At 36.7% G+C, this 12392-nt stretch carries 12 protein-coding genes; 11 read left to right on the top strand and 1 reads right to left on the bottom strand.

The genetic code is table 11. The features are described from left to right. Positions 1 to 17: 17 nt before the first annotated feature. Positions 18 to 134, bottom strand: coding sequence for a DUF4044 domain-containing protein (locus DOK81_RS09945; RefSeq protein WP_067480532.1), 117 nt, complete (start codon positions 132 to 134; stop codon positions 18 to 20). A gap of 345 nt (positions 135 to 479) precedes the next feature. Between DOK81_RS09945 and DOK81_RS09940 the strand changes: the two genes are divergently transcribed. The 11 genes from DOK81_RS09940 to ftsZ all read left to right on the top strand — a co-directional run bounded on the left by DOK81_RS09940 (position 480) and on the right by ftsZ (position 12385). Continuing rightward, positions 480 to 848 (top strand): DUF3397 domain-containing protein, encoded by a 369-nt coding sequence (locus tag DOK81_RS09940; RefSeq protein ID WP_206900049.1) that lies wholly within the window; start codon positions 480 to 482, stop codon positions 846 to 848. A 151-nt stretch (positions 849 to 999) separates the two neighbouring features. Then, positions 1000 to 1446, top strand: coding sequence for a division/cell wall cluster transcriptional repressor MraZ (gene mraZ, locus DOK81_RS09935; RefSeq protein WP_347401443.1), 447 nt, complete (start codon positions 1000 to 1002; stop codon positions 1444 to 1446). Positions 1447 to 1465: 19 nt separating this feature from the next. Beyond that, a complete protein-coding gene (rsmH, locus tag DOK81_RS09930; RefSeq protein WP_206900047.1) occupies positions 1466 to 2428 on the top strand; it encodes a 16S rRNA (cytosine(1402)-N(4))-methyltransferase RsmH in 963 nt (320 codons plus the stop codon). Positions 2429 to 2432: 4 nt separating this feature from the next. Beyond that, positions 2433 to 2825: a cell division protein FtsL gene (ftsL, locus tag DOK81_RS09925; protein WP_206910433.1), complete on the top strand. Its 393-nt coding sequence runs from the start codon at positions 2433 to 2435 to the stop codon at positions 2823 to 2825. Continuing rightward, a complete protein-coding gene (locus tag DOK81_RS09920) occupies positions 2826 to 5021 on the top strand; it encodes a penicillin-binding transpeptidase domain-containing protein (protein ID WP_206910431.1) in 2196 nt (731 codons plus the stop codon). Between the two features lie 25 nt (positions 5022 to 5046). Continuing rightward, positions 5047 to 6009, top strand: a complete 963-nt coding sequence (gene mraY / locus DOK81_RS09915; RefSeq protein ID WP_206910429.1) for a phospho-N-acetylmuramoyl-pentapeptide-transferase — start codon at positions 5047 to 5049, stop codon at positions 6007 to 6009. Positions 6010 to 6022: 13 nt separating this feature from the next. Further along, a complete protein-coding gene (murD, locus tag DOK81_RS09910) occupies positions 6023 to 7384 on the top strand; it encodes a UDP-N-acetylmuramoyl-L-alanine--D-glutamate ligase (protein WP_206910426.1) in 1362 nt (453 codons plus the stop codon). Between the two features lie 20 nt (positions 7385 to 7404). After that, complete coding sequence (gene murG / locus DOK81_RS09905) at positions 7405 to 8496, top strand: undecaprenyldiphospho-muramoylpentapeptide beta-N-acetylglucosaminyltransferase (RefSeq protein WP_206910424.1); 1092 nt, start codon at positions 7405 to 7407, stop codon at positions 8494 to 8496. Between the two features lie 15 nt (positions 8497 to 8511). After that, a complete protein-coding gene (locus tag DOK81_RS09900) occupies positions 8512 to 9651 on the top strand; it encodes a cell division protein FtsQ/DivIB (RefSeq protein WP_206910422.1) in 1140 nt (379 codons plus the stop codon). Between the two features lie 150 nt (positions 9652 to 9801). Next, positions 9802 to 11124, top strand: coding sequence for a cell division protein FtsA (gene ftsA / locus DOK81_RS09895; protein ID WP_206910420.1), 1323 nt, complete (start codon positions 9802 to 9804; stop codon positions 11122 to 11124). Positions 11125 to 11146: 22 nt separating this feature from the next. Then, positions 11147 to 12385: a cell division protein FtsZ gene (gene ftsZ / locus DOK81_RS09890; protein WP_206910418.1), complete on the top strand. Its 1239-nt coding sequence runs from the start codon at positions 11147 to 11149 to the stop codon at positions 12383 to 12385. The last annotated feature ends 7 nt before the right edge of the window (positions 12386 to 12392 follow it).

Genomic DNA, 12392 nt, shown 5'->3' with positions numbered 1-12392 from the left:
AGATAGCCAATGCTTTTTTATAGTACGCTCATGACAGCGGTTAGTACGACTGAACCAACAGTTAAAATTAACATTGTCCAAATGACTACTTTTGTTACTTTAGAAAAAGTACTTGTTTGCTTTTTATTATTCATCGCGTTCATCCTTAAGTTAGATTCATTAGCAATAGTGTACAACCTTTTATGTTTTTGTTCAAGTTACGAAGTAAATTTCTTCATATTAAAAATAAAATATTTAAGAATGTCTTTTTTAAAACGGTGGTTCAGACTGAAAAATTATGATAAGCTCTTTTTTAGATGTTGTTTAATGACCTCTGTCAAATGATTAGCTAGTTGTCTAAAAATAATCTGACTGTAATAAACAAGAAACAAAAGTGGTCATCTAAAAATGATAATCACAATAAATTAAATAAAATGAAATAGTTGTGTAAAGTATTTGCAGTATACTTAGAGCAATTAGAAAGAAGGAGTTTTCATCACATGGGTACTTTTACGCCAATAGTCTTATTTTGGTATATCTTTCCGGCAATCGTTTTATTTGGTTGCCAATTTTTAGTGCGAATCTTTGCATTAAATCGCCGCTTTAATTTAAAAGCTCCTGATTTGGCTATCCCATTCCTATGGGGAGGAATGCATGAACTTTCAAGAAATATGGGAACCATTTCGGTTTTACCCTTTTTTATTATTTCTGTATTACTTTTAGGAATTTGTATTGCAGTTTTTCAGGCATACTATTATGAAGAAATTGTTTATTCTCGTTATCTGAAAATGACGTGGCGGTTAACTTTTTTATTAACGATCATTTTGTATTTAGTGCTCATTGTGTTTAACATTGTGAGTTATTTATAACGTCAAAAAAGCTGTGAAGAGTCTTTTAAAAGATTTTTCACAGCTTGATTTTTTAAAAAATAGTTAATGTAAAAAAAGTTCGTCTCAGATTTTCCAGAAAAGGTGGTAGAAAGTGGGGGATTGTGGTAGACTAATTTTAGTTAGTGGAGGAATGGGGGTAGTTTCAATGTTTATGGGCGAATATCGGCATAATATTGATACAAAAGGTCGTCTGATCGTGCCTTCAAAACTTCGTGACGAGCTTGGTGAAAAGTTCGTACTAACTCGTGGTTTAGATGGCTGTCTTTTTGGCTATCCATTGAGCGAGTGGGAAAACTTAGAAGATAAGCTTAGCGAAATGCCGTTGACCAAAAAAGATGCACGTACTTTTGTGCGGTTTTTTTACTCGGCTGCCACTGAATGCGAACTTGATAAACAAGGTCGTATCAACATTCCCAGCACTTTGAGAAGTCATGCAAGTTTAGAAAAGGAATGCGTAGTGATTGGTGTTTCAAATCGAATCGAAATTTGGGACGAAACACGTTGGCAAACATTTTCTGATGAAGCTGAAAGTAACTTCGATGAGATTGCTGAAAATATGATTGATTTTGGACTATAGAATAGGAAGAGGCTGACCAATGACTGAAACATTTCAACACTATACAGTCATGTTGAAGGAAACCGTAGATGGTTTGAATGTTAAACCAAACGGAATTTATGTAGACTGTACTTTAGGCGGTGCCGGACATAGTGAATATTTACTAAGCCAATTGAACACCGATGGGCATCTTTATGCTTTTGATCAGGATCAAAAGGCAATTGACCATGCAAAACAACGGTTAGCGCCATATGTTGAAAAAGGAATGGTTACTTTTATCAAAGCCAATTTTAGAGAGTTAGAACTCCAGTTGGCTGAACGAGAAGTGACAGAAGTCGATGGAATCTTGTATGACTTAGGTGTTTCTTCACCTCAATTAGATGAGGCAGAACGTGGGTTTAGCTACCACCAAGATGCACCATTAGATATGCGGATGGATCAGTCAGCACCAATTTCTGCTTTTAATGTTATCAATGAATATTCTTATCAAGAACTGGTAAAAATTTTCTTTCGTTATGGTGAGGAAAAATTTTCGAAACAAATCGCTCGTGAAATTGAGCGAGTACGAAAAGAAAAACCAATCGAAACAACTGGTGAATTAGTTGAAATCATCAAACGTGTGATTCCAGCTCCTGCTAGAAGAAAAGGTGGCCATCCTGCAAAAAGAATTTTCCAAGCAGTACGAATTGCGGTAAATGATGAACTTGGAGCAGAGGAAACTTCTTTGGAACAAGCAATCAAACTATTGAAATTAAATGGTCGAATCAGTGCGATTACGTTCCATTCATTAGAAGATCGAATTGTTAAAAGCTTATTTAAAGAATACAGTACAGTGAAAGATCTACCACCGGGATTACCGGTTGTTCCTGATGAGTTTCAACCAGAACTAAAAGTAATCACCAGAAAGCCAATTCTTCCATCTGAAGAAGAATTAGCTGAAAATAATCGTTCACGTAGTGCAAAACTGCGAATTGCGGAAAAAATACGAGTGAAAGAGGAGTAGAACAATGGCAGAACTAAAGAGAGCACATGAATATCCATATGATTTCCCTGACATGGTGGATCAAGCTGAACAACTGCCAGATTCTAATCAAGAGATTGTTCTACCTCAATCACCAGCTAGACGGTTGAAACGAATCTCTAATTTGGAAAAATTAGTTATCAGTGGCCTGATTGTTGCGTTAATTTCTTTGTCTGTCTTAACAATTATGTTAAGAACTAATATTAGCGGTGCAGAGCAAGCTATTACTTCAATTCAAGCGGATATTACTGAAAAGAAAACAGAAAAAACAACTTTAGAACAAGAAAAGAATGAACTTTCGCGTACAGAACGCGTAAAACAAATCGCAGAAGAAAAAGGATTGTCCATTAATGATGACAATTTAAGGAAAGTGAAGTAAATGAGTCTTAAAAATAAATTTCGGCGGTTTATGGAAAAGAAAAATCAAAATCCGATGAACAATCGCAAAAAAGTAGGTATCATTTTATTTGCTACGAGTATTGGGTTGTTCTTTTTATTTGCCGTCCGTTTCTCGTACATTATAATAGGTGGTCATGTGGCTGGTACTTCGTTATCTGAAAAAACAGAACAACTTTACAGAGGTAGTGAAGTTGTGCAGGCGAAACGGGGCACAATTTATGACCGAAATGGTGTTGCAATTGCTGAAGATGCGACCTCTTATTCCATCAAAGCGATTCTTTCAAAAACATATACATCTGAAAATAAAAAACTTTATGCTCAAGAAAAAGATTTTAATAAAATCGCAACAATTTTAAGTGATAATTTATCAATTAAGAAAAGTGCGGCACTTAAAATTTTGAAAAATGGAGCAGATAATGAGCTATATCAAGTTGAATTTGGAAATTACGGACAGAATATCACTCAGGAAACAAAGCAGACGATTGAGGCACAAATGAAAGAGGCAGGGTTAGCTGGTCTTTACTTTGATGCTCACAAATCGCGTATGTATCCAAATGGTATCTTTTCTTCCCATTTTATCGGATTTGCAATTCCTAATAAAGAAGGCGATGGGTTAGTCGGTAGTTTGGGGCTAGAATCAGCTTATAATGACATTTTAACTGGGAAAGACGGGAAGATTGTTTATCAAAAAGATAAATATCAAAACCCTTTACCAGGAACTGTTGCTGATGAGGTTGCTTCTAAAGATGGGCAAGATATCTACACCACTCTAGATAGTAGATTACAAAGTTATTTAGAAACATTGATGGATCAAGTTAATCAAGAATACCAACCTGAAGAGCTGACTGCTGTTTTAATGGAAGCAAAAACTGGTGAAATCGTAGCAATGGGTCAACGTCCCACCTTTAACCCTGAAACAATGGAGGGATTGAAAGACGAAAATGCTGTTTGGCGTAATTTCTTAGTTCAAGATCGTTATGAGCCTGGTTCGACAATGAAAGTCTTTACCACTGCTGCGGCTATTGAGGAAGGCGAATATAACGAAAACGAAACATTTGTTTCTGGAAAAATCGATGTAGCAGATGCAACCATCAACGACCATGACTTTGGAGAAAAAGGTGTATTGACGATGCGTCAAGCTCTTTCTTGGTCAAGTAACGTTGGGATGGTTATTTTAGAACAAAGACTAGGCGGACGTTGGTATAACTATCTTCAAAAACTTGGCTTTGGTCAAAGTACTCACTCTGGATTAGATGATGAAAACGCAGGTACATTACCAACAGAAAATATTGTTGACCGTGCAATGAGTGCATATGGACAAGCAATTGGTGTGACTAACTTCCAAATGATGAAGGCATTTTCTTCAATTGCTAACAATGGAACGATGCTTCAACCTAGATTCATCAGTAAAATCGTTGATCCACAAACAGGAGAAGAGCGAACAACTCAAACAGAAGTATTAGGACAACCTTATTCAAAAGAAACAACAGAAAAAGTACGTGAATATATGCGTGATGTTGTTGAAAGTGAAAATTATGGAAGTGCCTATGGCGTTTATTCCGTACCAGGATATAATGTATCAGCAAAAACTGGTACAGCACAAATTGCCTCTGATTCTGGCGGTTATCAAGTAGGAGATACTTCTTATCTTTATTCAATCGTTGAAATGGTTCCTTCAGAAGATCCTGAATACGTTCTTTATTTAACAATGAAACATCCAAAAACTTACGATCGAATGGCCTTGGCAAAAATTGCTAACCCGTTGATGAAACGAGCAATGGACTTCAAAGAAACAGAAGGCGAGACTAAAGAAAAGACAGGTCAGACAGAAAAAGTAGTGGTTGCTGATTACCGCAATTTAGATTCAGACGTTGCTGCAGCCGACGCACAAAAAAGTGGCTTACAGCCAGTAGTGATTGGTAATGGAAAGAAAGTTATCAAACAATCAACTTCCAACGGTGATAAACTCATTTTGGGAGAAAAATTGATTCTACAAACAGGTGGCGATGAGCTAATGCCCGATGTTACTGGTTGGTCAAAAGCTGATATCATGAAATTAGGCAAAATTCTTGGCATCGAAGTTACTTTTGATGGTGATGGCTATTGCACCAAGCAAAGTCTTGCACCTTATGAAAAAATTACAGATAAAAAATTACACTTTACTTTAAAAGAGTAAGAAAAGAAATAGGAGAGAAAAAAGCATGGAATGGACACAAGCATTAATCCCCATTGTGAGTAGCTGTGCAATGACAGTTGCAGTAATGCCATTGTTTATTGGTTACTTTCAAATGAAAAAACAAGGACAGGCGATTCGTGAAGAAGGACCTAAATGGCATAATATCAAGGCCGGGACTCCAACAATGGGTGGCTTAGTGTTCCTGATTGCAGCAATTTTAACTGGTATTTGGGTAGGAGCGTGGCAAAATCAGCTAACACCAATACTTTTTATATTGTTATTCGTTCTAGCGTTATATGGTGCGATTGGGTTTTTAGATGATTTTATTAAAGTTTTTAAAAAAAGAAATATGGGATTAAATTCCATACAAAAATTGATTGGTCAAATTATTGGTGGGGTAGCTTTTTATCTTGTTTATCGTTCAGAAGGGTATCCAGGTGTACTTAACTTTTTTGGATTAGAAATCAGTTTAGGGATCTTCTATGGTTTATTCGCGATTTTCTGGTTAGTTGGTTTTTCAAATGCAGTCAATTTAACAGATGGAATCGATGGTTTAGTTGCAGGATTAGGAACAATTTCTTTTGCAACATATGCTCTTATTGCTTGGCATCAAAATCAACTAGATGTTTTGATTATTTGCTTAAGTGTTGTTGGCGGTCTGATTGGTTTCTTTGCTTACAATCACAAACCTGCGAAAATTTTTATGGGGGATGTGGGTTCTTTAGCCTTAGGTGGTTTGTTAGCAGCAATCTCAATGATGCTAAATCAAGAATGGACGTTGTTATTAGTTGGCTTGATTTATGTTATGGAAACAGCAAGTGTAATGTTACAAGTAACTTCATTTAAGTTAACCGGGAAACGAATTTTCAAAATGTCACCAATTCATCACCACTTTGAAATGAGTGGTTGGTCCGAATGGAAAATTGATACTGTTTTTTGGTTAGTTAGTGTAGCAACTTCACTCATTACATTATGGCTTGTTTGGTAGGAGATGACAGAAAATGAAAAAAATCACAACATATGAAAATAAAAAAGTTCTAGTCTTAGGACTTGCAAAAAGCGGATTTAGTGCGGCCAAATTGTTACATGAATTGGGCGCACTTGTCACCGTTAATGACGGAAAACCTTTCGATGAAAATCCAGATGCACAAGATTTATTAGCTTTAGGAATTAAAGTGGTTACAGGAAGTCACCCAATTGAACTATTAGATGAAGATTTTTCTGTAATGGTAAAAAATCCTGGTATTCCATATAACCATCCATTGGTAGCAAAGGCACAAGAAATGGGTATTCCGGTAATTACGGAAGTTGAGTTAGCTTACGAGGTAGCGGAATGTCCAATTATTGGTATCACTGGAACGAATGGAAAAACAACAACAACAACAATGACAGGATTATTGTTAAATGCAGGAGAAAGTAAAGGAATGGCTCGTCTAGCTGGAAATATTGGCTATCCAGCAAGCAGTGTAGCCCAGGAAGCACAAGCAGACGATAAAATCGTTATGGAATTGTCAAGTTTCCAATTAATGGGCATTACAGATTTTCATCCTAATATAGCAGTTATTACAAATATTTATGAAGCTCATATCGACTATCATGGAACACGTGAAGAGTATGTAAAAGCAAAATGGGAAATTCAAAAAAATATGACAACGGAAGATTATCTAATTTTGAATTGGAATCAAGAAGAACTACGAATGTTGGCTCAAACAACTCAAGCACAGGTCCTTCCTTTTTCAACAACAGAAGTGCTAGAACAAGGTGCATATTGTGCAGATGGTATCATTTACTATAATCAAGAAAAAATTATGGATGCTTCAGATTTGGGTGTTCCTGGCGCACACAACATTGAAAATGCTTTGGCGGCAATTACGGTTGCTAAACTATATGATGTCTCGACAGAAGCAATTAAGCAAACACTACATTTGTTCCATGGTGTACCTCATCGTACCCAATATGTAGGAGAAATCCATGGAAGAAAATTTTATAATGATTCTAAAGCAACAAATATCTTAGCAACGGAAATGGCACTAAGTGGTTTTGTTCCAGAAAAAATGATTTTATTAGCTGGTGGATTGGATCGAGGCAATAGTTTTGATGAACTAGTTCCTTCTCTTAAAAATCTAAAAGCATTGATTGCGTTTGGTGAAACGAAAAATAAACTAGTTAAAGCTGGTCAAAAGGCTGGTATTCAAGTGATTGAAATAACAGAAAATGTTGAGACAGCTGTGCCACTTGCATTAGAGTTAAGCGCTGAAGGGGACGTTGTTTTGTTATCTCCAGCTAATGCAAGTTGGGATCAATATCCTAACTTCGAGATTCGTGGTGCACGCTTCATGGAAGCTGTCAATAAATTAAAATAGAAAAGAAACGAGCGATAAAAATGAAAATTTTGGTTACAGGCGGCGGAACAGGTGGTCATATCTATCCAGCATTAGCCTTTGTTAATTATGTGAAGTCTCAAGATCAAGATGCTGAGTTTATGTATGTCGGGGCAAATCGAGGATTAGAAAATAAAATTGTTCCAGAGACTGGTATTCCTTTTCATACTTTAGAAATTCAAGGATTCAAACGAAAATTGTCATTTGATAATGTTAAAACAATCCAACTCTTTTTGAAAAGTATTCGCCAAGCAAAAAAAATCTTGAAAGATTTTCAACCAGATGTGGTGATTGGAACAGGTGGATATGTTTCAGGTGCTGTTGTATATGCTGCGGCAAAGTTGAACATTCCAACAATCATTCATGAACAAAATAGCGTTCCAGGAATTACGAACAAATTTCTTAGTCGTTATGTCAATAAGATCGCTCTTTCTTTCCAAGATGCAGCACAGTTTTTTCCAGAAGAAAAATCAAGTTTGATTGGTAATCCCCGAGCACAAGAAGTTGCTGATACACCAAAATCGACTATTTTAGCCGATTTTGGATTAGCGACAGACAAAAAAACGGTTCTGATTTTTGGCGGAAGCCAAGGCGCTCTGAAGTTAAATGAAGCAGTAATGGATTTTCTACAAAATTTTGATGATGATAGTTATCAAGTACTATATGCTTCGGGTGATCGTTACTATGAACAAATAAAAAATCAAGTCGATGTTACCAAGCAAAACAATGTTAGTATCCAGCCATATATTCGACAAATGGCTGAAGTGATGGCAAATAGTGATTTACTTGTAGGAAGAGCTGGGGCAACTTCTATTGCTGAATTTACAGCACTAGGATTACCAGCAATATTGATTCCAAGCCCTTACGTTACCAATGACCATCAAACGAAGAATGCGCAAAGTTTAGTGAACGCAGGTGCCGCAAAAATGATTGCAGATAGTGAGTTAACAGGAGAATCTTTAGAAAAAGCAATCACTGCAATCATGAAAAATGAAACTGTGCAGCAACAAATGTCCAAAGCTTCAAAAGAACAAGGAATGCCTGATGCATCTGAGCGTTTATATGAACTAGTTCAAACTGTTATTAAAAAGTAAAAGGTGGTGGTCTTAGTGAGTAAAAAGAAAGAACCAAATGATTTACCGAAATCATCTGATAACCAGGATAAATTAACTCCGTGGCAAAAGGCCAACCAAAAATATTTAGCTGAACATCACAAAAAAGACAACGATCTTCGCAATCATTCAGATGATTCTGATGAGAATCAAGAAAAACAGTTAGAAGCTTCGTCCGACAAGGTTGAGGTGGATGAACTTCCAGCCTTTTTAAGAGAACCAGAAGAATCAAATAAACAGACAGGACCATATAACGGTTCCTTCTTAAATCGATTGCCTAATTTAAAAAACCAGCGTAACAAAGTTTTGACGCGTAGATTATCATTGATTATTACGATCTTAGGAATCCCATTGTTATTTTTGATTTATTATATTTCTCCGTATAGTAAGCTAGAAGCAGTCGCAGTAACCGGAAATGAGCTCATTCCTAGTGAGACGGTCATTACTGAATCAAAATTAAGGATTGGCGACAATTTGTGGACACAATATTGGGACAAGGATCGATACGTCAAAGAATTGAAAACCGAACAGCCTCGAGTGAAAACAGCAAAAATCAGTTTCCATTCGATTAATCAATTTGAATTAGCTATCACAGAATATAAAGATATTGCACTGATTGCTACGGAAAACAAATATTATCCAGTACTTGAGAATGGCATTGTTTTAGATCAAAAAGTGGATAATCCGACAAAAAATTTACCGATTCTTGAGGGATTTAAAAGTGATGCAAAAATCAAGGCATTGGTAAAGCAATATAATCAACTTTCTGCCGAACTACAAAAAGCTATTTCAGAGATCAAGTATGCACCTACAGAAAGTAATGAAAACTTACTTCAGATGAATATGAACGATGGTAATCAAGTACTTGTGAATATTACGAATCTAGCTAGCCAAATGAAATATTATCCACAAGTTGCCAAAGAAATGAAAGAAAATGGTGTGATTGATATGGAGGTTGGAATTTTTTCTTATCCCTACTCAAATAGTGAAGAAGAGCAAGCAGAAACCTCTACTGATGAAAAAGGAACTCAAAATACTGATACATCAACAGAAATAGAGTCCGGAGAGTCAAGTGAGTCCAGCCAACAAGCTGATGAGTCAACACCATCTTCCAGCAGTTCAATCGAAAATCAATAAAACAACCTTAAAAAGTGATAATCTACTTTCTAAAAACTATAAATTTATGGTAGAATTGAAAGCAGTGAATATCTATAATATAGTATATTTAAAAACGAACGTTAGTTGTTCGCTTGTATATGGAATAGTAAGTAGGAGGGAATCCCATTCATGGCAAAAACAGGAATGTATGTAGGCCTTGATATTGGAACGACATCTGTTAAAGTTGTCGTGGCTGAATATATCGACAGCCAAATGAATATTATTGGAGTAGGAAACGCAAAATCAGAAGGGATTAACCGCGGCATCATCGTTGATATTGAAAAAACAGTTCAAGCGATTCAACGTGCAGTTCGACAAGCAGAAGAAAAAGCAGGCATTCAAATCAAGGGTGTCAGCGTAGGGTTACCTGCAAATATGCTTGAAGTCGAAAATTGCCAAGGAATGATTGCAGTAAATGGGGATTCAAAAGAAATCACCGATGAAGATGTCAGAAATGTGGCTTCAGCTGCCCTTGTTCGTTCAATTCCTCCTGAACGTCAGATCGTGTCAATTTTGCCACAAGACTTTACTGTAGATGGTTTTGAAGGGATTAGAGATCCTCGAGGAATGATCGGTGTGCGATTAGAAATGTTTGGTCTATTATTTACTGGACCAAAAACAATTGTTCATAATATCAGAAAATGTGTCGAAAAAGCAGGTCTAATTGTCAACGAACTAGTCATCACACCGTTAGCTTTAACGGAAACGATTCTTTCTGATGGGGAAAAAGATTTTGGAACGATTGTTATTGACATGGGTGGTGGCCAAACTACAACGGCTGTTATGCATGACAAACAATTGAAATTTACAAACACAGATCAAGAAGGTGGCGAATTTGCCACTAAAGATATCTCTATCGTTTTGAATACTTCCTTCAACAATGCAGAAGCATTAAAAATCAATTATGGTGATGCATATCCAGAAAGAACGTCAGAAAACGAAGAATTTCCTGTGGATGTAATTGGACAATCAGAACCTGTGAAAGTTGATGAACGTTATCTATCAGAAGTAATTTCAGCTCGTATGGAACAGATATTTAATAAAGCAAAAGATGCTTTGGATCAAATTGAAGCGTTGGAATTACCTGGTGGTATCATATTAACAGGTGGTGCGGCTAGCTTGCCAGGCGTGGTTGAACTAGCACAAGAAATTTTTGGTGTTAACGTAAAACTGTATGTTCCTAATCATATGGGACTAAGAAATCCAGTCTTTACAAACGTCATTAGTATTGTTGATTACTCAGCAAACTTAAGCGAGGTATATCAACTTGCTAAATCAGCAGTTACTGGCGAAACAGCTGTTCAGCATGTATCAGTTACTGAACATGAAGCACCTTCTTATGACTCTTATGAATCAGCTGAAGAAGTAACTTATGAAGAACCAGAAGAAAAAAAATCTGGTGAAAACGTAACAAGTAAAATCAAAGGTTTCTTTACAAATATTTTTGATTAATTCATCCTGGGAGGAATAAAACATGGAATTCTCAATTGATAATAATATCAATGACGGCGCAGTTATCAAAGTCATCGGTGTCGGTGGCGGCGGTGGTAATGCTGTAAACCGTATGATTGAAGAAAACGTAAAAGGTGTTGAGTTCATCACAGCCAACACAGACGTTCAAGCATTAAAAAATTCAAAGGCTGAAACTGTTATCCAGTTAGGCCCTAAATATACACGTGGTCTTGGTGCTGGTTCTCAACCAGAAGTTGGCCAAAAAGCTGCTGAAGAAAGTGAACAATCATTGCGCGAAGCTTTAGATGGCGCAGATATGATTTTTATCACTGCTGGAATGGGCGGCGGGACTGGTACAGGTGCTGCACCAATCGTAGCAGGAATTGCCAAAGAATTAGGCGCTTTGACAGTGGGTGTTGTTACACGACCATTTACTTTTGAAGGACCTAAACGAGGACGTTTTGCTGCTGAAGGTATCGCTCGTTTGAAAGAAAATGTTGATACATTATTGATTATTTCAAACAATCGTTTACTTGAAGTTGTTGATAAAAAGACTCCGATGCTTGAAGCATTCCGTGAAGCAGATAATGTTTTACGACAAGGAGTTCAAGGTATCTCTGATTTAATCACTGCACCAGGTTATGTCAATTTAGACTTTGCTGATGTTAAAACAGTGATGGAAAACCAAGGAACTGCACTAATGGGAATTGGTGTTGCTAGCGGTGAAGAACGTGTTGTCGAAGCAACGAAGAAAGCTATTTCTTCTCCACTTCTTGAAACATCCATCGATGGAGCAGAACAAGTATTGTTGAACATTACTGGTGGTCTAGACATGACTTTATTTGAAGCGCAAGATGCTTCTGATATTGTTGCTAATGCTGCTACAGGTGATGTAAACATTATCTTGGGTACATCAATTAATGAAGAATTGGGCGATGAAATCCGCGTAACGGTTATTGCAACAGGTATTGATGAGTCAAAAAAGGAGCGTAAGTCTAGCCGTCCAGCTAGACAACAAATGCAATCACAAACTCAAAAACCTATCTTAGATATGGACCAAGCAAAACCGACTTCGACTGAAGATGAAAACAGCTTTGGTGACTGGGATATCAGACGTGAACAAAATGTTCGTCCTAAAGTTGAAGAATCAAATTTTGATCATGTTGAAAAAAAAGATTTTGATACATTCAGCCGTGAAGAAACAAAAGCGAATGACGATGACGAATTAAATACGCCACCGTTCTTCCGTCGTAAGCGATAAAGGAGAG

It is taken from the genome of Enterococcus sp. DIV0660C, assembly GCF_017316125.1.
In the GTDB taxonomy this organism is placed as follows: Bacteria; Bacillota; Bacilli; order Lactobacillales; family Enterococcaceae; genus Enterococcus_B.
This window is presented reverse-complemented; position numbering and strand designations above follow the sequence as displayed.

What these genes read in the sequence shown, in the direction of transcription:
- rsmH (WP_206900047.1), top strand. Translation starts at nt 1,466, where the DNA reads ATGACTGAAACATTTCAACACTATACAGTCATGTTGAAGGAAACCGTA.
- ftsZ (WP_206910418.1), top strand. Translation starts at nt 11,147, where the DNA reads ATGGAATTCTCAATTGATAATAATATCAATGACGGCGCAGTTATCAAA.
- mraZ (WP_347401443.1), top strand. Translation starts at nt 1,000, where the DNA reads ATGGGGGTAGTTTCAATGTTTATGGGCGAATATCGGCATAATATTGAT.
- mraY (WP_206910429.1), top strand. Translation starts at nt 5,047, where the DNA reads ATGGAATGGACACAAGCATTAATCCCCATTGTGAGTAGCTGTGCAATG.
- murG (WP_206910424.1), top strand. Translation starts at nt 7,405, where the DNA reads ATGAAAATTTTGGTTACAGGCGGCGGAACAGGTGGTCATATCTATCCA.
- DOK81_RS09920 (WP_206910431.1), top strand. Translation starts at nt 2,826, where the DNA reads ATGAGTCTTAAAAATAAATTTCGGCGGTTTATGGAAAAGAAAAATCAA.
- ftsA (WP_206910420.1), top strand. Translation starts at nt 9,802, where the DNA reads ATGGCAAAAACAGGAATGTATGTAGGCCTTGATATTGGAACGACATCT.
- ftsL (WP_206910433.1), top strand. Translation starts at nt 2,433, where the DNA reads ATGGCAGAACTAAAGAGAGCACATGAATATCCATATGATTTCCCTGAC.
- murD (WP_206910426.1), top strand. Translation starts at nt 6,023, where the DNA reads ATGAAAAAAATCACAACATATGAAAATAAAAAAGTTCTAGTCTTAGGA.
- DOK81_RS09945 (WP_067480532.1), bottom strand. Translation starts at nt 134, where the DNA reads ATGAATAATAAAAAGCAAACAAGTACTTTTTCTAAAGTAACAAAAGTA.
- DOK81_RS09940 (WP_206900049.1), top strand. Translation starts at nt 480, where the DNA reads ATGGGTACTTTTACGCCAATAGTCTTATTTTGGTATATCTTTCCGGCA.